Origin of the sequence: Nocardia sp. A7, assembly GCF_046549215.1 — a bacterium.
GTDB lineage: Bacteria > Actinomycetota > Actinomycetes > Mycobacteriales > Mycobacteriaceae > Nocardia.
The window spans coordinates 899051-920289 of record NZ_JAJPWE010000002.1 but is presented as its reverse complement, the minus strand read 5'-3'; the positions used below and the strand labels follow the sequence as shown (position 1 = coordinate 920289).

The following is a 21239-nucleotide window of genomic DNA, read 5'->3' as shown; positions in this document are numbered from 1 at the left end:
TGCCGGTTGACTTCCGTGATTGAGAATAAGCCTCTCACATGTGAGTATGAGATTTCCACAATGGCAGCTTCGCGTCAACCGGAGGACCGACCCCATGCCCCACGATCCCACCGCGGACCAGCGGTTTTTCCAGATGACCACCCGCGATTTCCTCGCCGAAACGGTTCCCATCGCCACCGTGCGCGCACTCGCCGAAGCCGGTACCGGCTTCGGCCGGGACTGGTGGCGGCGCGGCGCCGAGCTGGGCTGGACCGCCATGCTCGCGCCCGAGAGTCTCGGCGGCGGCTCGGTGTCGGGCCACCCGATGACCGAACTCGCCCTGGTGGCAGCGGAACTCGGCCGCGGCGCGGCGCCCGGACCGTTCGTCACCACCAGCGCGGTTCTCGCCGGGCTGGCCGGTGCCGACGATCGCTTCGCCGAGACCGTGCGCACCATCGTGGCCGGCGAAACCATCGCGACCTGGGCTATCTACGAGCCGGGGATGGGTTTCGCCCCGCTCACCGGCACCGGCACTGGCACCCGTGCGGTGGCCTCCGGTGACGGCTTTCGGGTGACCGGCGTGAAGGATCGAGTGGAGGCGGCCGATCAGGCGGACCTGTTCCTGGTCACGGCCACCAGCGATGACGGCCCGGTACAGCTGCTGGTGCCCGCCGATGCGCCGGGTGTGACCGTCAGCCCCAGCTGGACCGTGGATCTCACCCGGCGCACCGCCCGGGTCGCCTTCGACGACGTCGTCGTCGGAGCCGGGGCGGTGACCCACACCGGAACCGAGGCCGTCACCGCCGTAGGCGCCCAAGCGGGAGTCGCCGCGCTGCTCACCGCGGCGGAATCGGCCGGTGCCGCCGACCGAGCGCTGGCCAGCACGCTGACTTGGCTGTTCGAGCGCTACACCTTCGGCAGACCGCTGGCCTCGTACCAGGCGCTCAAGCACCGGATGGCCGACAACAAGACCTGGCTGGAGGCCTGCCGCGCCACCGCGTTCGCCGGCGCGGCCGCCTGGGACGCCGGTGCACCGGAAACGGCGGAGTACATCAGCATCGCGAAATCCTATGTCGGTTCGAAAGCGCCGGTGATCGCCCAGGATTGCGTGCAGTTGCACGGCGGTATCGGCGTCACCTGGGAACACGATCTGCACCTGTATTTGCGCCGGATCACCCTCGGTCGCGCGCTGTACGGCACGCCGGAAGAGCACCGCCGCCACATCACCGATCTGCTCGACACCGCGGCATGACCGCACCGTCCATCGAGGAAGGCAGCAGTATGACCACCGATATCGAGCCCGTCGAGAAATTCCGCACCAGAGCACGGGATTGGCTGCGGGCGAACATGCCCCCGGCACCGTCGGTGGCGCCGCCGTCCGACACCGAGGCGGCATGGGATCGCGCGCGCCAGTTGCAGCGGATGCTGCACGACGGCGGCTTCGCCGGCATCTGCTTCCCCGCCGAGTACGGCGGGCTCGGATTGACCGCCGACCATCAGGACGCGTTCACCGACGAGTCCATCCCCTACGAGATGCCAGTGCTGCTGAATGTGCCGACCCTGGCCATCTGCGCTGCCAGCCTGCTCGACCTCGGCACCGAGGAACAGAAGCGAACTCATCTGCCTGCCGTGTTGCGCGGCGACGAGATCCTGGTGCAGTTCCTCTCCGAGCCGCGCGGCGGTTCGGATCTGGCCGGCCTCACCTCCCGCGCCGACCGCGACGGTGATCGCTGGATCCTCAACGGCTCCAAGATCTGGAGTTCGGGCGCCTACGCCGCCGACTACGCCCTGTGCCTGGCCCGCACCGACTGGTCGGTGCCCAAACATCAAGGCCTGACACTGTTCCTGGTACCGGTGCATGCCGAGGGCGTTACGGTGCGACGGATCAAGCAGGTCACCGGATCGACCGAGTTCTGCCAGGAGTTCTTCGACGATGTCGAGCTACCGGCGGACGCGGTGGTCGGTCAGGTCGACGGGGGCTGGGCAGCCGCCTCGCGCCTGCTCTTCCACGAACGGGCGGCACTCGGCGGCACCTCGCCCTATACCAGCGGCGCGCGCCCGCACCTCGGCGGCGAAGCCGACCAGTTGCTCCGCCTCGCGAAAGCGACCGGCCAACAGGATGATTCGCGCGTGCGCGAGGACATCGGCGAGGCGCGTGCGATGAATGTCGTGCGCGACCAGCTCATCTCGCACGTGACCAAGGCGATCACAACAGGCGCGCTACCACCTGCCGCCGGTGCCGTTCCCCGGCTCTTCTCCGCTGAGAACGCGTGGCTGCAAACCGATACCGCGGTGCGTATCGCCGGTCCGATGGCGGCCACCCACACCCCAGGAGACGGCGCCGACACCGAAACCGTCGGGCTCGACTACCTGTTCCGTGCGGCGTGGAGCCTGGCGGGCGGGAGCACCGAAATGGCGCGCAATGTGATCAGCGAACGAGTGCTCGGCATGCCGAGGGAGTCAGCCGCCGATCGCGACGTGCCTTTCAACGAAGTTCCACACGGACGGTGAGTTCGTGGCTCCTCGCCCGTGTGTGGCGAGGAGCCACGCGGTGTTTCACGTACCGGTCCAGTGGGGTGCGCGCTTGCCCGCGAACGCGCGCGGACCTTCCTGCGCGTCCGAGCTGCAGTAGCAGTGCGTCGAGGCGTGCCGTGCCGCCTGTAGGGCGGCCGAGCGGCCCATCTCGGTGGCGAGCATGACCGTCTCCCTGGCGGCGCGCACCGACAGCGGGGCACCGGCCGCGATCTCCCGTGCCAGGTCGAGCGCGGCGGACAGCAGGTCCGCGGGCTCTGCGAGACGGTTCACCAGGCCGATCTCGTAGGCGCGGCGCGCGTCGATCGGCTTGCCGGTCAACAAGATCTCCATCATGATCCGCTGCGGGATCATGTGGATCAGCGGCGCGGCCCACGGCGAACTGCGCCCCACCTTCACCTCGGTGATCGCGAAGGACGCCGTCGTCGAGGCGACACACAGGTCGCACGCCTGGGCGATCATCCAGCCCCCGGCGAAGGCGACGCCGTTCACGGCGGCGATCGTCGGTTTGCTCAGTGCCACAGTGTCGTACGGCACCGGGAACATGTCCCGCGGCGGAACCGCCATCGCGGTTTCGACCATCTCCTTCAGATCGCCGCCCGCGCAGAACGCCGGTCCGGCGCCGGTGAGCACGGCGACCCGCAGCGCCGGATCATTCTCGAACCGCGCCCACGCGTCGAACAGCCCGGCCCGCACGTCGCGCGCGAGACAGTTGCGAGTATCGGGGCGGTTCAAGGTGATCACCGCGATCCCGTCCGGGCGAGCCTCGAACAGCACAGCGTCTTCGGACAGCACAGCATCTTCGGACATCAGAATCCTCTCCGCTGGATCTCGTGCGCCGCACGGTCCAGGTCGTCGCGAAAATCGGGGTGCGCGATGGCGATCAGCGCGCGCGCACGTTCGGCAAGCGTCCGGCCGACCAGTTCGGCGGCACCGAATTCGGTGACGATCACATCCACCTCGGTGCGCGCGGTGGTCACCGGGCCGGACAAGGTGGCGGCGATCCGGCTGACCGTCCCACCGCGCGCCGTGGACTGCAGGGCGATCACCGACCGCCCGCCCGGCGACCGCACGCCCGCACGCACGAAATCGACCTGTCCGCCGGTGCCACCGAAATATGCCGTACCGCTCTGTTCGGCATTGACCTGTCCGGTGAGGTCCACCTCCACGGCCGAGTTGACGGTGACCAGCCCACTGAGGCGGGCGAGAACGGCGGGGTCGTGGGTGTAGGCGGTGCTACACATCCGGATCAGCGGGTTGCCGTCGGCGAAACGGTAGAGCCGTTCGGTGCCGATCAGCGCGCCGGTGATCGACACTCCACGGTCGATTTCCTTGCGCGCGTTGGTGATCACGCCCGCCTGCACCAAATCGACCAGACTGTCGCCGATCATGCCGGAATGCACGCCGAGATCGGTACGGTCGCGCAGGAGGCGCAGCACGGCGTCGGGCACCGCGCCGATGCCGACCTGCAGCACCGCGCCGTCCTCGATGAAATCGGCGACGTGCCGGGCGATCGCGTCGTCCGCGGGCCCGATGGTCGCGGGCGCCACGCACACCGGGTCACGGGAAACCCGGACCGCGTAGTCGATGTCGTCGGCGTGGATGCGCTCCCCCATCGTGGCAGGCACCCGGTCGTTCACCTCGGCCACGACCACCCGGGCCGCACGCACTGCGGCACGCACGTGATCGCTGATCAAGCCGAGGCTGTGGGTCCCGTCCGCGGCGGCGGGCGCGACCTGGACGAAGGCGATGTCGCAGCCGAGCTCGCCCGCCTCGATCATCGGCCCGACGCGACTGACGTGGCACGGCACCACGCTGAGCCGGTGCACCGCCGACAGCGCACGCAACGCACCGATGGCGCCCATGCTCACCGGCTCGAACACCGCCGCGGCCGCCGGTGTGAACAGGCCGGAGAAGCTGGTCGCGATGAACAGCGACAGACCTGGGATATCGCCGCCTTGCGCGATGAGCAGCTCGATCAGGGAGGTCGGCTCGCCGCATGCCTGCCCCGCGACGATCCGGTCACCGGGACGCAGGATCGCACGCAGATCGAGCTCGGCGGCGGTCAATACAGCCGTCATCGGGCCCACCCACCACGGATAGCGGAACCCGGCCGGGCGGGCACCTCGCCGCTATTCATCGACAACGACTGTCCGGTGACAGCCGGGCGGAGTCGGTCGAGGACCTCGTCGGTATCGGCACCGAGTCGGGGCGCCGGTCCCGCGACTCTGCCCGGGGTCCGTGAGAACCAGGCGGGCGGACCGGGAAAGCGGACCGGACCGTGGGGGGTGTCGACAGTCTGGAAGAAACCGACCGCGGCGAGGTGATCGTTGTCGAACAACTCGTCGAGCGAGCGCACCGGCGCGGCCGGAATGTCCAGCGAGCGCAGCAGTGTCAGCCATTCGGCGGTGGTCCGCTGGGTGAAGATCTCACTGAGTCCGGCGTAGACGGTATCGATCCGCGCCGCGCGTTGGGCCAGCGTGGCGAATTCCGGCCCCGCCCACGGCGGGCGCACCGCCTCGACGAACGCGGTCCAATGCTTGTCGTTGTAGACCAGTGCCGCGATGTACCCGTCGGCGGTGCGATAGGGCCTGCGGTCGGGAGTCACCGCCCGCGGATAGGTCGCGGGGCCGAGCGGCGGGTCGAACATGGCGCCGTTGGCGTGCTCGACCAGCATGAACGCCGCCATGGTCTCGAACATGGCGACCTCGACTTCTTGGCCCTCGCCGGTGCGCTCGCGATGCAGCAGTGCCATCGTGGTGGCGTACACCGCGGTCAGTCCGGCGACCTTGTCGGCGATGATGCTGCCCACGTAACCCGGTGTGCCGGTGAGCATTTCCTGTGCGTAGGGCAGTCCGCACTCGGCCTGGACGGTGTCGTCGTAGGCGGGAAGATCGGAGTCAGGGCCGCCGCGGCCGTAGCCGTAGCAGTTTGTGTAGACGATGTTCGGGTTCATCGTCGCCACGTCCCGGTATCCGAAGCCGAGGCGCTCGATCGCCGCCGCCCGCATGGAATGGACGAACACATCGGCTCCGGCGATCAGATCACGCAGCGCCGCGGCGTCCTGTTCGGTGCGCAGGTCGAGCACGACACTGCGCTTACCCCGGTTGACGTTGACGAACACCCCACTCATGCCCGGCTCGGGGCCCACCGAGATATAGCGGGTGTCGTCACCGCGCGGTGGTTCGACCTTGATCACGTCGGCGCCCATGTCGGCCATGATCTGGGTGCAGTAGGGGCCCATCACCATCGCTGTCAGGTCGATGACCCGAATCCCTGAGAGCGGACCTGTGTGTTCCATCGTGTCCCCTTCGCGCATCACGCCGATCGGACTAACTAGTGAATCCTTGCAAGGATAGTGCTATTAAAGAAGATGTGGACAGCAACATCGGCAATATCCGAGCGCCGCGGCCCATCGCGACCGTGCTCGACACCGCCCTGCGCGGGCGCCCCGACACCACCGCGTTGATCGCCGCGTCGGGCGCGTGGAGTTACGCCGAACTCGACGAGCAAGCGGCTCGAGCGGCCGGAGCGCTGTGGTCGCTCGGGGTCCGCCCCGGCGACCGGGTCGCGGCCTGCCTGCCCAATGATCTCGGCATCGTCGCCGCGTTCCACGGCGCGCAGCGCATCGGCGCGATCTGGGCGGGTATCGGCGAGGCGAACGCACCGGCCGAACAGCAGTACCTGCACGATCTGTGCGATCCCAGCGTGGTGCTGGCCGGACCACACTGGCGTGCCGCGTCACCGCGGGCCGTGCACCCGGACCGTTGGGCGGAAGCGCTCGCCCGCGCCGAACCCGCTCCCGGCATCACCCACGACATCGATGCCCCCGCGGGCATCGCGTTCACCAGCGGCACCTCCGGGCGACCGAAGGCGGTGGTGCACAGCCAGCGCAACCTGATGTTGCCCGGCGCCGTCGTACTCGCCACCCGTGGCTGGGGTCCTGACCTGCGCCGGGGCGACAGCTTCCCGCTCACCATCCTGAACATGATGGTGCTGTCCACCCTCACCACGGCCCAGGCAGGCGGTTGCGCGGTGATCATGAACCGTCGCGACGTGGACGGGGTGGCCGAGTGGATCGCCGAACATCGGGTCACGGTGTGGAACGGCGCGCCTGCCCAGCTCTACGACCTGACACGCCGACCGGACGCGAATCTCAGCTCCCTACAAGAGATTTGGAGCGGCGGCAGCGACACTCCGGACGCGGTGCGCACCGCCTTCGCCGACGCCCACGGGCTCGCGCCCCGGACGACGTACGGCCTCACCGAGGCACCGACGGTGGTCGCCATCGACCCGCCCGGCACCGACTGGACGCCGGGCAGCAGCGGCCGGGTGCTCCCCCACCTCGACGTGGCCGCCTACGACGACGAGGGCCACCGTCTACCACCGGGTGCGCTGGGTGAGCTCTGCCTGGCCGCCGCGAGCGAAGGCCCGTGGGCGGGACTCTGGCGCCCCCCGCTGGGTTACTGGTCCGACGGCGAGGTGCACCCACTTCCCTTGGGCCCCTTCGCTACCGGCGACATCGGCACCGTCGACGGGGCCGGACAGCTCGCGGTGCTGGACCGGAAGAAGATGGTGATCATTCGCGGTGGTGCGAATGTCTACCCACTCGAAGTGGAGCGGGTACTGGCGATCCACCCGGACGTGACCAAGGTGGCGGTGTGCCCCGTGCCGGACGAAAGACTCGGACAGAAGGTCGCCGCTCTTGTCGAAAGCAGCTGTACCACTATCGATTTCGATGCACTCGCGGCGCTGTGCCGACGCGAGCTCGCCGGTTACAAGGTGCCCGAGATCTGGACCAGAGTGGATGCGCTGCCGGTGAATGCCATGGGCAAGGTCGAGCGCACCGGGCTCAGCGCGCTCGCCGTCACCGCGCAGCGGGAGCAGCGATGAGCGCCGATCGCGACGCCGCACTGCGGTTGTTCGACCTGACCGGCCGGGTCGCGGTGGTGACCGGCGCGTCGTCGGGGCTCGGCGCAGCGGTGGCCGAGGCCCTCGCGGGGCTCGGCGCCCGGGTCGCGGTCCTGGCGCGGCGCGCCGACCGGCTGACCGAACTCGCCGCCCGAATCGACGGACTCGCGGTGGTCTGCGATCTGGCCGACCCCGCGCAGATCGCCACCGTGGCACCGACCGTCGCCGAACAACTCGGCCCGCCGACCATCCTGGTGAACGCGGCGGGCAACAGGTTCACCACCGAACGCGCCGAGGACGAACCACTCGACGCCGTCCAGCGCACACTCGGCCTCAACCTGCTGGCCCCGTTCCTCCTGGCACAGGCGATGTTCGCGCATATGCGCGACGCCGGGGGCGGCTCGGTGGTCAACGTCTCCTCGATCAGCGGCCGCGTGGGCATCCCGGGCATCCCTCAGGCCTCCTACGCGGCGAGCAAAGCCGGATTGTCCGGGCTCACCACCGAACTCGCGGTGCAGTGGGCCCGGCACTCGATCCGGGTGAACACCGTCGCGCCCGGCTTCTTCCGCAGCGAGATCACCGACGGCCTCTACGACAGCCCCCGCGGTGCCGAGTACCTGCGCCGCAACACCCCGCTACCCCGGGAAGGCACAGCGCAGGACCTGGTCGGTGCCATCACCTGGCTGTCCGGCGATGCCGCTCGCTACGTGACGGGGCAGACCATCGTGGTGGACGGCGGCTGGACGGCTCGCTGACGCACACCCCGCCGCGGGCGGGTTGACACCGACCAGATCTGGAAAGCATTATTGTATCCATAGGAGAATGCCATTCTCCTATACGACGAAGGGCACTCCCTAATGTTCTCGGCAATACTCCTCGACAAGAGCGGTACCGAGTCGACGGTCGCGTTGACCAGCGTGTCCGACGACGCGCTCCCCGACGGTGACGTGACCGTCGACGTCTCGTACTCCACCCTCAACTACAAGGACGCGCTCGCCATCACCGGAAAATCCCCGGTGGTCCGATCGTTTCCGATGGTGCCCGGAATCGACCTGGCAGGCGTTGTCGCCGAGAGCAGCCACCCCAGCTGGTCCGTCGGCGACGAGGTGGTGCTCAACGGCTGGGGCGTCGGCGAAACCCACTGGGGTGGTCTCGCTCAACGCGCCCGACTGCGCGGGGACTGGCTGATCCCACTGCCGGACGCGTTCACCGCGCGCCAGGCGATGGCGATCGGCACCGCCGGATACACCGCGAGCCTGTGTGTAGAAGCGCTGGTGTGGCACGGCGTGAATCCCGACGACGGCGAGATCCTGGTGACCGGCGCGACCGGTGGGGTCGGCAGTGTCGCCATCGCCCTGCTCACGGCGATCGGCTACACGGTGGCCGCGGCGACCGGCAAACCCGCCGAGGCCGGCTATCTGAAGGATCTGGGCGCGAGCACCATCCTCGACCGAGCCGAATTCGCCGAGCGCGGAAAACCGCTGCAGAAAGAGCGCTGGGCGGGTGTGGTCGAGGCCGCGGGCAGTCACACGCTGGTCAACGCGATCGCACAGACCCGCTACAGCGGTGCGGTCGCCGCGTGCGGTCTCGCCCATGGCATGGATCTGCCGGGCACCGTCGCCCCGTTCATCCTGCGCGGGGTCACCCTCTACGGCATCGACAGCGTGCAGGCACCCACACCGCGCCGCACGCAGGCGTGGGCGCGGCTGGCCCGCGACCTCGATCCGGCCGCACTCGAATCCATCGCCACCGAATTGCCGCTTGGCGAGGCGATCACCGCCGCGAACCAATTCTTCGACGGCACCCTGCGTGGCCGTCTCGTCGTCGACGTCAACCGCTGAACTGGAGAATCCTGTGGCCACGAAAAAGCGCACCGCAGATATCGAACTCGACCTCACCGATGTGGACCACCGCGTCGGCAAGCCGGTCGGTGGCGGGCAACTGTGGGATCCGTGCAGCACCTCCGACATCCGCCGCTGGGTGATGGCGATGGACTACCCGAACCCGCTGCACTGGGATCACGAGTTCGCGGGCAACTCCCGCTACGGCGGGCTCGTCGCGCCCCAATCCATCGCGGTCGCACTGGATTACGGGCACGGCGCGCAGCCGGCTTGTGTCGGGCACATCCCGGGCAGCCACCTGATCTTCGGTGGCGAGGAGTGGTGGTTCTACGGCGCGCCGGTGCGCCCAGGTGACACCTTGTCCCAGGAGCGGCGCTTCCACGACTACTCGGTGGCCGACACGAAGTTCGCCGGACCCACCATGTTCTCGCGCGGCGACACCACCCACCGCAATCAGCACGGCGTGCTCGTCGCCAGGGAGCGATCCACCGCCATCCGATATCTCGCCGCCGAGGCCACCAAGCGTGGCATGTACGACAACCAACTCGGTGCGGTGAAACGGTGGACCGAGGACGAGCTCGTCGATGTCGACCGCCTGCGCCACGAGTGGATCCTGTCCAACCGCGACGGGACCTCACCGCGTTTCGACGAGGTGAAGGTAGGCGACAGACTGCCCCGCAGAGTGATCGGGCCGCACAGCATCGCCAGTTTCACCACCGAGTATCGGGCGTTCCTGTTCAACATCTGGGGCACCTTCGGCTGGACGGCGCCCGAGGGAATCGACGACCCGTGGATCAATCAGGATCCCGGCTGGACCGACGGATTCGGGTTCGACGAGGAAGGCGCCCGGATCGACCCACGCAAGCGCGACGGACTCTACGTCGGCCCGTCCCGTGGCCACATCGACGCCGACAAGGCCGGTGAGGTCGGAATGGCGCGAGCGTACGGGTACGGCGCGACGATGGGCGCCTGGTGCACCGACTATCTCGCGTATTGGGCGGGCAACGACGGTCTGGTCCGGCACACCAAGGCCGACTTCCGCGGTCCGGCGTTCGAAGGCGACGTGACCTACTTCGACGCCGAGATCGTCGGCAAGGAAACCGATTCGGCGTGGGGCGTGCCCCTGGTTCAGGTGCGGCTGAAGCTCACCAACCAGGACGACACCACCCTGGTGACCTGCACCGCAGAGGTCGAACTGCCATGCTGAATTCGCCTACCGCCGCGGCGATCGCGGTCGGCCCGCCACTGTCCGAGGAACCCGGCCTCGGAACGCTCACCCTGCCCGGTTTCCTGCGTGAGGTGACCGAGCGCTACGGCGACCGGGAGGCGCTGCGCGCGCACGAGGGCACCGGTGTGACCAGCTGGACATACCTCGATCTGTGGAACAAGGCGGTCGAGGTGGCGCGCGCTTTGCGTGCCTGCGGCGTCGGCAAGGACACTCGCGTCGGCGTCCTGATGACGAACCGGCCGGAGTGGCTGGCCGCGGTCTTCGGTACCTCCCTGGCCGGCGGGGTCGCCGTCGCACTGAGTACCTTCTCCACCTCCGCCGAGCTCGACCACTTGTTGCGGGTTTCCGATGTCTCGGTGCTGCTGTTCGAACGGCAGGTCGCCCGAACAGATTTCCTGTCCGTGCTCACCGAACTCGAACCGGCACTGGCTGATTCGTCGCCGGACGGACTCAGATCCACGACTTATCCGTTCCTGCGGCACCTCGCCGTTGTCGGCGAGTCGGTACCCGGCACCGCGATCGAGGCGTGGGCCGACTTCCTTGCTCGGGCGGCAGACGAACCGGCCGACCTGATCGCGGCCACCGCGAAGTCGGTCCAGCCCAGCGACACCGCGGTGATCTTCTTCTCCTCCGGCACCACCAGCAGACCCAAGGGCATCCGCAGCGCGCATCGCGGTGTCGCGGTGCAGATGTGGCGATTCGGTCGGATGTTCGGCTTCGGCAGACACGACACCGTGCGCTGTTGGGCGGCCAACGGCTTCTTCTGGTCGGGCAATTTCGGGCAGGCGCTCGGCACGACGCTGGCGGTGGGCGGAACCCTGGTGCTGCAGCGCTTGTTCGACGCCACCGAGGCGGTCGCCCTGTTCGAATCCGAACAGGTCACCTTCCCGGTGGCCTGGCCACACCAGTGGGCGCAATTGGCCGCCGCGCCGAACTGGCCGGACGCGGATCTGAGCAGCCTGACCTTCGTGGATCGCGGCACGCCGGCCGGAACGCACCCCACGGTGCAGACCGAATGGACCGAATGCGGCCACGCCTACGGCAACACCGAGACGTTCACGATCTCCACCTGCTACCCCGCCTGCACACCCGAGGATGTGCACGCGGGCAGCAGCGGGATACCGCTGCCGGGGGTGCGGGTGAAGATCGCGGATCCGCTCACCGGGGCGGTCCTCGATCGCGGCGACAGCGGTGAGATCTGTATCAAAGGGCCCACGCTCATGCTCGGGTACCTCGGCACCCCGCTGGACGAAACCCTCGACACCGAAGGCTATTTCCACACCGGCGACGGCGGCTATCTCGACGACGAGGACCGGCTGTACTGGACGGGCCGGCTCACCGACATCATCAAGACCGGTGGGGCCAATGTCTCTCCGCTCGAGGTGGACGAACAGCTCGCGCGGTATCCCGGGGTGAAGATCGGTCGCACCGTCGGGGTTCCGCACGACACGCTGGGTGAGGTGGTCGTCGCCTGTGTGGTGCCGCGACCGGACACCGACCTCGACGGTGAGATGCTGCGCGGATTCCTGCGTGAACGTCTCGCCAGCTACAAGGTGCCCCGCCATGTCCTGCTCTTCGCCGAGAACGACTTCTCGCTCACCGGCAGCGCCAAGATCAAGTCAGCCGATCTGCGGGAACTCGCCGCCGCACGGCTGGCGCAGTAGCCCGGCACAGTCACCGAGCAGCACCCGCGGCGCCGACGATGTCGCCGCGATACCGCCCAGCGATTGTGCGCGCGAGGGGTTCCTACGCCGACAACGGAGTCGGCGTCGGAGCCTCTCGCGCTTCGGCGACACCGCCCGACGACTGCAGCGTGGACTCTGCGTCGCGCGCAGCGGGAACTACGGGTAGTGCCGCAGCGGGAACTACGCGTAGCGCGCAGCCAGTGTCTTCCGATGTGCCGCCGGTGTGCCGAAGAGCGCGCGGTTCAGGGTCGCGCGCTTGAGGTGGACGTGCACGCCGCTGTCCCAGGTGTAGCCGTATCCGCCGTGCAATTGCATCGCCGCCCCGGCCACCCGTACGGCGGCGCCGGTGGTGTACGCCTTCGCCATCGCCGCGGCGACAGTCGCGTCCGCCGCGCCGTCGACGACCGCGCGGACACCGGCGTCCACCAGATGCCGCGCGAGGGTCACCTGGACCAGCATGTCCGCGCACGCGTGTTTCACCGCTTGAAACGAGCCAACCGGCCGGCCGAATTGCTCACGCACACGCACATAGTCGACCGTCGCCGCCAGCATGGCATCGGCCGAACCGAGGGAGTCGCAGGCGATGGACACCGCGGCCCGCGCCCGCAAGTCCGCCGGTGTGCCTCGGAAACCCCATACGGCCCGCACCGCGGCTCGGTCGGCGATCACCGTAGCCGCCGATCGGGTGGCATCGACCAGCGGTACCGCAGTGATCGACAGGCCGGGAGTACCAGGCGCCACCGCCACGAGCAGCCAGTTCCCTGAACCCTCCCGCACGGGAACGAGCAGCAGGTCGGCCGCCGTCGCGTCGAGCACGAACTCCGCCGTGCCGCTCAATGTAGTTCCGGCGGAGGTGGATTCCAGAACGAACGCCGGGTCCGCGGCACTGCTCGCGTCGAGCACGAGTACGGGCAGCACGAGACCTGCGATCGTCTCGCGCAATACTTCGTCGCGCAGCGCATCTGCTGCCACATCGATCAGCGCGGGCACCGACAGCGCCAGCACGGTGGGCAGCGCGGTATCGGCCGCGGCGCGCCCCACCTCACCGAGCAGCACCGCCACTTCGGCGAAAGTAGCTCCCGCGCCATCGAATTCGACCGGCGCCGCCAAGCCGGGCCACCCGGCGCGGGTGACGGTGGCCCATGGCACCGGGTCGGGACCCGCCTTCTTCAGCAATTCCCTTGCCAGAGTGCGTAGTTCGTTGTGGAACTCGGCGAATTCGTCGTTCATCGTCGCCCCGCTGCTGGTTCCCGAGGCAGCCCGAGGCCGCGCTCGGCGATGATGGTCCGCTGGATCTCGCTGGTGCCACCGGGAATGGTCCATTCCCAGGAGCCGACGAAGTCCAGCACCCAGGCGCCGGACTCCCAGCCACCCGACATCGGCTTGCGCACCACCGTGTGCGCGCCGACCCCGCCCAGCTCGGCACCGAAGTCGGTCATGCGTTGCAGCAGTTCGCTGTAGTACAACTTGACGATGGACGCGTCGGCCGGGCCGACCGTGTTCGTTTCGTGCCGCAGCACCAGGTCACGGCACATCGCGCGCAGTCCGGTGAGCTCGATCTCCAGCGCGGCGAGACGATCGGCGACCACCGGATCGTCCAGCGCCCGTCCACCCGGACCCCTGCGCGCGGCGTCCGCGACCAGCCACCGGAAGCCGGCGTTGCCGAGCCGTTCGGCCAGTTCGAGCATGGTCAGCCCGCGCTCGGCGCCGAGGGTGCGCTGGGCCACCTGCCATCCGGCATTCTCCGCACCGACCATCGCGCTCGCCGGGACCCGCACCCGGTCGAGAAAGATCTCGCAGAAATGGGACTCCCCGGTGGCCTGCCGAATCGGTCGCACCTCGATTCCGGGGCTGGCCATATCTACCAGAAAGTACGAAATCCCTTGTCGCGCGGGTGCGGACGGGTCGGAACGCGCGAGCAGCAGGCACCAGTGCGCGTACTGCGCTCCGCTGGCCCACACCTTCTGCCCGGTGATCACCCAGTCATCACCGTCGCGGGCGGCCGTGGTGCGCAGCGCCGCCAGGTCCGAACCCGCATCGGGTTCGGAGAAGCCCTGCACCCAGATCTCCCCGTCGAGAATGGCGGGCAGGTGTCGCGCCCGCTGTTCGTCCGTACCTGCCGCGAGCAGCGTGGCGGCGGCGTGATGGATGGCGACGAACGCGAGCACCAGGCGCGGTGCGTCGTGCGCGGCCAGTTCCTGGTACAGCACGATCTGGTGCGAAACCGGCATGCCGCCACCGAATTCGGCGGGCCAGTGCGGAACCGCGAACCCCGCCGCACGTAGGCGCTGAAACCAATCCTGTTGGAACCGCTCGAATTCCGTGTCGGAGGCGCCGGTCTGGGTCTGCCGCCAGTCGGCGGGGATGTACTGCCCGCACCACCGGCGGACGTGCTCGCGGAACTCGTCGAGATCCTCGGGCCATGGTGTTGTGGCGTGGTGTTCTGTTTCAGTCCGCGTCATCGTGCGTGCCGCCGCAGCCCGCGCAGGCGCTCGCGGTGTTCATCGGTCTGCATCGACACCACCTCGGCGGCGAATCCGGCTTGCAGCGGACCGGCCAACGCCTGGGTGAGGTACATGTTCACCACCCGCTTGGTGCCACGTAGCGCCTCGACCGGCTGAGCTGCCAGTCGGTGCGCGAGCGCGCGCGCCTCGTCCAGCAGCGCGTCCGGTGCCGTCGTCCTACTCGCCAGGCCCACCGAAACGGCAGTGGCGGCGTCGATCCGGTCACCGGTGTAGAGGAATTCGCGGGTGCGCAGAATCGGGGTGAGCAACGGCCAGAAGGCGGCGCCACCGTCACCGGCGACCAGCCCGACCGCGACATGCGGATCGGCCAGATACGCCGACTCCGACATCAACACCACATCGCAGAGCACCGCGATGCTCGCGCCGAGACCGACAGCCGCGCCGTTCACCGCGGCGATGACCGGCAACGGGAAACGCAGCAACTCCTCGATGATCTCCGCGCCTTCGCGGATGCTCTCGTCCCTGGCCGCCGGATCGTCGAGGAAGGAGGTGATCCACGCCAGGTCGCCGCCTGCGCTGAAGGCCCGGCCCGCCCCGGTCAGGATGACCACCCTGGCCTCGGTGTCGGCGGCCAGCCTGCGCCAGACCTGGGCCAGCGCGCGATGGAGGTCGGCATTCACCGCGTTGAGTTCGTCAGGACGGTCGATCAGGACCGTGCGCACCGGGCCGTCGGCGGTCACGGTGAGCCCGGGGGGCAGTGTGTCGGTCACCCGTTCACGCTCCTCGCGGGTCGGAGAACGGACCGGCCAGCCCGCGGGTGCCGATCCGCCGGGTGAGCAAGTCCTCGGTCCCGGTGATTCCCAGCGGCAAACGGCGCAGCGGCAGGCTGTGTCGCGACAGCCACGACAACGGGGCCTCATCACAGAATCCGAGCGCACCGTGCACCTGATGCGCGACGCGAAAGACGATCTCGGCGGCTTCCAGCGCGGCCAGCCGCAGCGCGAGCGCGTCGGCCACGGCATCGGGCTGCCCGGTCTGAATGCTCCACAGTGCGTAGCGGGCGAGCATCTCCACGCCCTTGCGCTCCACTTCGGCGTCGGTCAGCTGGAACTGCACGGACTGGAACTCCGCCAGCGGCCTGCCGAATTGTTCGCGCACGAGCACGTGGTCCCTGGCCAGGACGAGCGCGCGGTCCAGCATGCCGAGCAAGGTCCAACAGGGCAGTGTCACAGCCAGTGCCAGGTCGTCGATACCGTCGGTGTCCGTGGGCCGCACTGTGATCGGAGTGACGAACGCGGTCTCGCGTGCCGTCCCCGTGGCGGGTGATGCGGTGACCGAACCGCACTGCCCGTCGGGATCGATCGCCACGATCCGCAGTGTGAGGCCGCCGATCGCGGCGGCGGGTCGCGGCCCTGCCACGACGAAAAGTGCGTCGGCGCCGTCCGGACGGGCGAGCCGCTCCGCCACCGGATACGGGGTGGCCCAATAGCCCGCACTGCGGCACAACGCCGCGGCCGCCTCCAGTTCCACCGGATCACGACGCGGCGCCAGCTCCCACGCACCGAGGCGCGACAGCACGGGGTCCACCAGTGCGCTGCGCTTCGCTGGTTCGAGCTCGGCGGCACGGACGAGCTCGTCACCACCCGCTGCACCCAGCGCGCGCAGCGCCTGCGAGCCGAATTCGGTTGCTTCATCGGCCAATTCGAGGTTCATGGCACCCTCTCCCCGCGGCAGAGGTGCGGCCGTACTCACGCGGAGACCCTGGCTCGCCGAGCGCCGGACAGCAACGCGCGCGCCAACAGGATCTGCTGCATCTCGATGCTGCCCGAGGCCACGGTCGCCGCGTTGGCGTACCGCCAGTGGTCGTCGACCGCCCGGCGGAACTGTCGCCGCGCGCCCTGTTCGTCGGGCAGGTGGGCGGCGAGTTCGGTGAGCAGGGCCGCGCTCTCCTGATCCAGCCGGGTGACCGCGATGCGGTAGGCGGCGGCGTCACCGGGCGCGACGGCGCCCGCGCTCTGGGTGGCCAGCACCTGGTAGGCCAGCAGCCGGGCCCGTCGCGCCCGGATGAGCATGCGTGCCCACCGGCCGCGCAACGCCGCCGGAATGTCGTCCCAGCGCGCACCGATCACCGTCGGTGCCAGTTGCAACAGCCGTTCGCAGCGTGCGTAGCGGGCGATGCCGACCCGTTCGAAGGCCAGCACCTCCTGCACCACGGCCCAGCCTTCGTCCACCCGGCCGAGCACATCGGCTGCCATGGCCGGCACGTCGTCGAAGAACACTTCGTTGAGGTGGTGCGGTCCGAGCATGGACCGAATCGGGCGTACCTCGATGCCCGGCGCCGACATCGGCAGCAGAAACACCGTGAGTCCCTGCTGCTTACGGCCACCATCGGAGGTGCGAGCCAGCAGGAAGCACCACTGCGCCATCGTGGCGTAGGAGGTCCAGATCTTCTGCCCGGAGATGCGCCAGCCGTCTCCGACGCGGCGCGCCGAGGTGCGCAGCGAAGCCAGGTCCGAACCCGCGTCCGGCTCGGAAAACCCTTGGCACCAGATCACTTCACCGCCCGCGATCGGCGGCAGATGCTCGCGCTGCTGTTCGGCGCTACCGTGCCGCATGATCGTCGGCCCCACCCAGTTGACGCCCATGTACTGGGCCCCGCGCGGTTCGTGATGAGCCCACATCTCCTCGCGGACCACGGTCTGCTCCCACACCGAACTGCCACGCCCACCGTAGCGATGCGGCCATGCCGCGCAGAGCAACCCGCGATCGGCGAGCACGCCACAGAACCGCTGTGCCGTCGCGAGGTCCGCGGGCTCGTCGGTGAACGCGCCGAGGAAACCGTCGGGAACCTGTGCGCCGATCAACTCGCGGAGCTCACCGCGGAGACCGGCGGCGGCATCACCCATGGTGAAGTCCATGCCACGCACGGTATCCAATCCTCATAAGGATAGCAATATTTGTGGGGTCACCGGCGCCGCGACTAGACTGCCCGCCATGGCGGATGCGACGACTCGGAGAGCAGCACGCACTGGGCGGGCCGCATGACAGGCGCACGCCGAACCAGGGTCCCGCAACGGCGAATCGCCGAGACGGTCGCCGACGAACTCCGCGCCCGCATCCTCACCGGCGACGCCGACTACCGGCTGCCGACCCAGGACCAGCTGGTACAGGATTTCGGCGTCAGCTATCCGTCGATCCGTGAGGCACTGCGCATTCTCGAGACCGAGGGCCTGGTCACCGTCCGTCGCGGCAATGTCGGCGGCGCCGAGGTACACCGGCCCGACGAGACCTCGGCGGCTTACCACCTGGGCCTTGCCCTGCAGGGCGCCCGGGTGACGCTCGGCGACCTCGCCGCCGGACTACGGATGCTCGAACCCTTGTGCGCGGCCGCGTGCGCCGGTCGCGCCGACCGCGCCACCACCGTGGTGCCCGCACTGCTCGAGAACGTCGAAAAGTCGGCGGCGCTGCTCGGTAACGGCGTCGAATTCACCCACACCGCCCGCGAATTCCACGATCTGATCGTGGCCCACACGCCCAATCTCACGGTGCGCAACATGGTCAGCGCCCTGGTCCAGCTGTGGTCGACGCAGGAAGAGGCCTGGGCGCTCGAGCTCACCCAGCAGGGTGAGTATCCGTCGCACGAGGAGGCGGACGCGGCCGTGCGCACCCATCGGCGCATCGCCGGCGAGATCGAGGCGGGTCGTGCCGCCGAGGCCGAGCGGCTCTACCGCGGCCATCTCGCGGCCACCCAGAGCCTGGTGCTCGATCGGTTCGACTCCGACATGATCACCGCGTCCAAGCAGGGCGCGCGGCCACGGTCGAACACTCGGCTCTGAGGCAACACAGCACCCACACCAGGCGATTCGCCGATTTTCGCACGTCTTCTTCCGCCTGTTGAATAATCTAATTCTCATGTTCTCGCATACGCTGTTCTTGCCATTTCGACCCGAATGACGGCGTCGGTCCAGGTCAGCGCGCCCCAGCACGTCACCCGCCGTGGCTGTCTTGGTGCATATCCCCCTGAGCAGCACATTCGGGAGCAAAATCCGATATTGCAATCCTTATGAGGATTGCCGTACTGTGGCCCGCAACACAACTGATCCGACCGTATGGGAGGGCCCCGTAGTGACCCGAGGGGCGCGCTACAGCAGCGAAACACCGTTCACCGTCGCCGAAGGCTGGCGCCTGCAACGACTCACACCACCGAGCCGACTCTTCGGCGCCAACGGACTGCGCACCGGCGCCGACGACCGCATCTATGTGGCGCAGGTGGCGGGCAGCCAGATCAGCGCACTCGACGTCGCCACCGGCCAACTCGAGACCATCAGCGCCAAGGGTGGTGACATCGTCGCCCCCGACGATCTCGTCTTCGACACCGAAGGCAATCTCATCGCCACCGAGTACATGGACGCCCGCGTCAGCGTGCGCCACCCCGACGGCAGCACCCGAGTCCTGCGCGACGATCTGCCCGGCGCCAACGGCATCACCTTCCATCAGGGCAGGCTGTTCGTCAACGAGTGCCGGATCGGCGGGCGGCTCATGGAACTGCCGCTCGACGGCAGCACTCCGCGCGTACTGGTCGACAACCTCCCGATGCCCAACGCGATGGAATTCGGCCCCGACGGACTCCTCTACTACCCCGTCATGGGAACCAACGACATCTGGCGCGTCGACCCGAACGGCGGCGAGCCCGAACGGGTCGTCGGCGACCTCGGTGTCCCCGACTCGGTCAAGTTCGACGCCGCGGGCTTCCTCGTGTCCACCCAGGTCGGCACCGGCGAGGTGCTCCGCATCGACCCACGCACCGGTGACCGGCAGGTACTGGCGAATCTCGCTCCCGGACTGGACAATTGCACGTTCGTCGGGGACCGGCTGTTCGTGTCGAGCTTCACCGGCGCGATCACCGAGATCCTCGGCGACGGCGCGACGGCACCGATCCTGGCGGGCGGGCTGATGTGGCCGCTCGATCTCACCTTCGGCCACGACGGCAACCTCTACGTCGCCGACGGCACCTACTTCTACGTCCTGCGGGAAGGCGAGCTCGAACCGGTCGCCTCGCTGTTCAGCGTGAACACCCCCGGTTATGTGCGCGGTGCCACGTCGGTCGGTCCGGGCGAGTTCCTCGTCTCGACCTCCTCGGGCGAGATCGCCTACTACCGGCTGGGTCCCGAGCCGAGCACCGAGATCGTGGCGAAGGGCTACGACCAGCTCTACGGCATCGCCGCCACCGCCGACCACTCGATCGTCGTCGCCGAGTTCGGCGCGGGCCGGGTGATGTCGTTGCGCGGCGGCCGGGCCGAAGCCATCGCGACCGGGCTCGCGGGTCCACTGGGTGTGGCTTTCGGGCCGGACGGATCCGTGCTGGTCTCCGAATCCGGTGCGGGGCGCGTCGTTTCGATCAAGGACGGCAACGTCGACGTCGTGGTCGACGACCTCGACACACCACACGGCATCCTGGTGCGCGGCACGCAACTGTTCGTCGTCGACGTCGGCCTGAAGGCCGTCATCGTCGTCGACTTGGAGACCAAAGCGCGCCGAACGCTCGCCGCGAGGCTACCGGTCGGCGTGCCCGAGGGTGTGGTCGCCAAGCCGCTGCTCGGCACTCCGCCGTTCTCCGGCCCGATGGGCCCGTTCGCGGGCATCACCGCAGGACCTGACGGCACCCTCTATATCTCGGCCGACGCCGAGGGCAGCATCCTCGCGTTGAATCAGGAAGCGTGACAACGGATATGGCGCACGACGGGCTGGGTCTCGACGGACGCATCGTCATCGTGTCCGGTGCGGGCGGCGGCGGTATCGGCACCGCCGTCACCGCGATGGTGGCCCGCGCAGGCGCGACCGTCATCGCGGTGAGCAGATCGGCGGCGAACCTGGACACCCACATCGCGCCGTTGGTCGCCGAGGGGCTGCGGGTGATCCCGGTCGCCGCCGACGCGGGCACCGACGAAGGAATCGCGACCGTGCTCGACCGGGCCTGCACGGTCCGCGGGACCCTGCACGGACTCGTGAACGTGGCAGGTGGCGCGGACCCGTCCCAATGGATGCCCGCCGTTCGGGTCAACCGATCCGACTGGCACGACCTGTTCGCGCGCAACCTGGACACGATGTTCTTCATGAGCCAGGCGGTAGCCCGGGAGCTGCTGGCACGCGACCTGCCCGGCTCCATCGTGTCGATCTCCTCGATCAGTGGCATGAATTCCGCACCGTTTCACCTCGCCTACGGCACCGCCAAGGCCGCACTGGTCGCCGCGACCAGGACGCTGGCGGTGGAACTCGCCCAGAACGGGATCCGGGTCAACGCGGTGGCGCCCGGCGTCACCGAGACACCGGCCTCGCGCGCCTACGTCGGCAACGACCCCGACCGCGATCGCCGGGCCATCACGATGGGCAGGCGCGGACAGCCGCGGGAGCAGGCGGGCCCGGTCCTGTTCCTGCTCTCCGATCTTTCCACCTACATCACCGGCCAGACGCTGCTCGTGGACGGCGGCCTGAACCTGCGCTGGACCCATCTGGGCGAGGACCACACCTCGCTGTTCCTCGAGAACGAGGACTTCCGCGCCGCCATCACCCGCTGACCCACCCACGGTTTCCTCCAGGA

General features: G+C 68.8%; 18 protein-coding genes. 10 read left to right on the top strand and 8 right to left on the bottom strand.

The window, feature by feature from the left end; genetic code table 11:
• Positions 1 to 94: 94 nt before the first annotated feature.
• The gene (locus ACLJPD_RS15660) at positions 95 to 1231 is read left to right on the top strand and encodes an acyl-CoA dehydrogenase family protein (RefSeq protein ID WP_410872845.1); all 1137 of its coding nucleotides are present in this window, start codon (positions 95 to 97) and stop codon (positions 1229 to 1231) included.
• Positions 1232 to 1260: 29 nt separating this feature from the next.
• Positions 1261 to 2490: an acyl-CoA dehydrogenase family protein gene (locus ACLJPD_RS15655; RefSeq protein ID WP_410873425.1), complete on the top strand. Its 1230-nt coding sequence runs from the start codon at positions 1261 to 1263 to the stop codon at positions 2488 to 2490.
• 45 nt (positions 2491 to 2535) lie between these two features.
• Here the strand turns inward: ACLJPD_RS15655 and ACLJPD_RS15650 are convergent, their stop codons facing one another.
• Genes ACLJPD_RS15650 through ACLJPD_RS15640 form a run of 3 tightly spaced genes read right to left on the bottom strand, consistent with a single transcriptional unit; the run spans position 2536 to position 5812 of the window.
• Positions 2536 to 3321: an enoyl-CoA hydratase/isomerase family protein gene (locus ACLJPD_RS15650; protein ID WP_410872844.1), complete on the bottom strand. Its 786-nt coding sequence runs from the start codon at positions 3319 to 3321 to the stop codon at positions 2536 to 2538.
• A complete protein-coding gene (locus tag ACLJPD_RS15645) occupies positions 3321 to 4592 on the bottom strand; it encodes an acetyl-CoA hydrolase/transferase family protein (protein WP_410872843.1) in 1272 nt (423 codons plus the stop codon). The genes ACLJPD_RS15650 and ACLJPD_RS15645 overlap by 1 nt, the downstream gene beginning before the upstream one ends.
• Positions 4589 to 5812: a CaiB/BaiF CoA transferase family protein gene (locus ACLJPD_RS15640; RefSeq protein WP_410872842.1), complete on the bottom strand. Its 1224-nt coding sequence runs from the start codon at positions 5810 to 5812 to the stop codon at positions 4589 to 4591. The genes ACLJPD_RS15645 and ACLJPD_RS15640 overlap by 4 nt, the downstream gene beginning before the upstream one ends.
• Positions 5813 to 5886: 74 nt before the next feature.
• Here ACLJPD_RS15640 and ACLJPD_RS15635 point away from each other — a divergent pair, with 74 nt between their 5' ends.
• From ACLJPD_RS15635 to ACLJPD_RS15615, 5 genes are all read left to right on the top strand, one after another.
• Complete coding sequence (locus ACLJPD_RS15635) at positions 5887 to 7404, top strand: class I adenylate-forming enzyme family protein (RefSeq protein WP_410872841.1); 1518 nt, start codon at positions 5887 to 5889, stop codon at positions 7402 to 7404.
• Complete coding sequence (locus ACLJPD_RS15630; RefSeq protein WP_410872840.1) at positions 7401 to 8177, top strand: SDR family NAD(P)-dependent oxidoreductase; 777 nt, start codon at positions 7401 to 7403, stop codon at positions 8175 to 8177. The genes ACLJPD_RS15635 and ACLJPD_RS15630 overlap by 4 nt, the downstream gene beginning before the upstream one ends.
• A 102-nt stretch (positions 8178 to 8279) precedes the next feature.
• Positions 8280 to 9263, top strand: coding sequence for an MDR family oxidoreductase (locus ACLJPD_RS15625; protein ID WP_410872839.1), 984 nt, complete (start codon positions 8280 to 8282; stop codon positions 9261 to 9263).
• 13 nt (positions 9264 to 9276) lie between these two features.
• Positions 9277 to 10470 (top strand): MaoC family dehydratase N-terminal domain-containing protein, encoded by a 1194-nt coding sequence (locus tag ACLJPD_RS15620; protein WP_410872838.1) that lies wholly within the window; start codon positions 9277 to 9279, stop codon positions 10468 to 10470.
• Positions 10464 to 12155, top strand: coding sequence for a class I adenylate-forming enzyme family protein (locus ACLJPD_RS15615; RefSeq protein WP_410872837.1), 1692 nt, complete (start codon positions 10464 to 10466; stop codon positions 12153 to 12155). Before ACLJPD_RS15620 ends, ACLJPD_RS15615 begins: the two co-directional genes overlap by 7 nt.
• Before the next feature lie 201 nt (positions 12156 to 12356).
• Here ACLJPD_RS15615 and ACLJPD_RS15610 read toward each other — a convergent pair whose 3' ends face one another.
• From ACLJPD_RS15610 to ACLJPD_RS15590, 5 genes are read right to left on the bottom strand one after another with little or no spacing between them, the layout of a single operon-like run.
• Positions 12357 to 13406: an acyl-CoA dehydrogenase family protein gene (locus tag ACLJPD_RS15610; protein WP_410872836.1), complete on the bottom strand. Its 1050-nt coding sequence runs from the start codon at positions 13404 to 13406 to the stop codon at positions 12357 to 12359.
• Positions 13403 to 14638, bottom strand: a complete 1236-nt coding sequence (locus ACLJPD_RS15605; RefSeq protein WP_410872835.1) for an acyl-CoA dehydrogenase family protein — start codon at positions 14636 to 14638, stop codon at positions 13403 to 13405. The genes ACLJPD_RS15610 and ACLJPD_RS15605 overlap by 4 nt, the downstream gene beginning before the upstream one ends.
• A complete protein-coding gene (locus ACLJPD_RS15600) occupies positions 14635 to 15411 on the bottom strand; it encodes an enoyl-CoA hydratase/isomerase family protein (protein ID WP_410872834.1) in 777 nt (258 codons plus the stop codon). Before ACLJPD_RS15600 ends, ACLJPD_RS15605 begins: the two co-directional genes overlap by 4 nt.
• Before the next feature lie 4 nt (positions 15412 to 15415).
• Positions 15416 to 16354, bottom strand: a complete 939-nt coding sequence (locus tag ACLJPD_RS15595; protein WP_410872833.1) for an acyl-CoA dehydrogenase family protein — start codon at positions 16352 to 16354, stop codon at positions 15416 to 15418.
• Positions 16355 to 16389: 35 nt separating this feature from the next.
• Complete coding sequence (locus ACLJPD_RS15590; protein ID WP_410872832.1) at positions 16390 to 17559, bottom strand: acyl-CoA dehydrogenase family protein; 1170 nt, start codon at positions 17557 to 17559, stop codon at positions 16390 to 16392.
• Positions 17560 to 17682: 123 nt separating this feature from the next.
• On the opposite strand from ACLJPD_RS15590, the gene ACLJPD_RS15585 reads away from it, so the two are divergent.
• The 3 genes from ACLJPD_RS15585 (at position 17683) to ACLJPD_RS15575 (ending at position 21216) form a co-directional block, all read left to right on the top strand.
• Positions 17683 to 18477 carry a FadR/GntR family transcriptional regulator gene (locus tag ACLJPD_RS15585; RefSeq protein WP_410872831.1) on the top strand — a complete coding sequence of 265 codons (795 nt, stop codon included), beginning with the start codon at positions 17683 to 17685 and terminating at the stop codon, positions 18475 to 18477.
• A gap of 289 nt (positions 18478 to 18766) precedes the next feature.
• Positions 18767 to 20362, top strand: coding sequence for an SMP-30/gluconolactonase/LRE family protein (locus ACLJPD_RS15580; protein WP_410872830.1), 1596 nt, complete (start codon positions 18767 to 18769; stop codon positions 20360 to 20362).
• A gap of 8 nt (positions 20363 to 20370) precedes the next feature.
• Positions 20371 to 21216 carry an SDR family NAD(P)-dependent oxidoreductase gene (locus ACLJPD_RS15575; protein ID WP_410873424.1) on the top strand — a complete coding sequence of 282 codons (846 nt, stop codon included), beginning with the start codon at positions 20371 to 20373 and terminating at the stop codon, positions 21214 to 21216.
• Positions 21217 to 21239 lie beyond the last annotated feature (23 nt).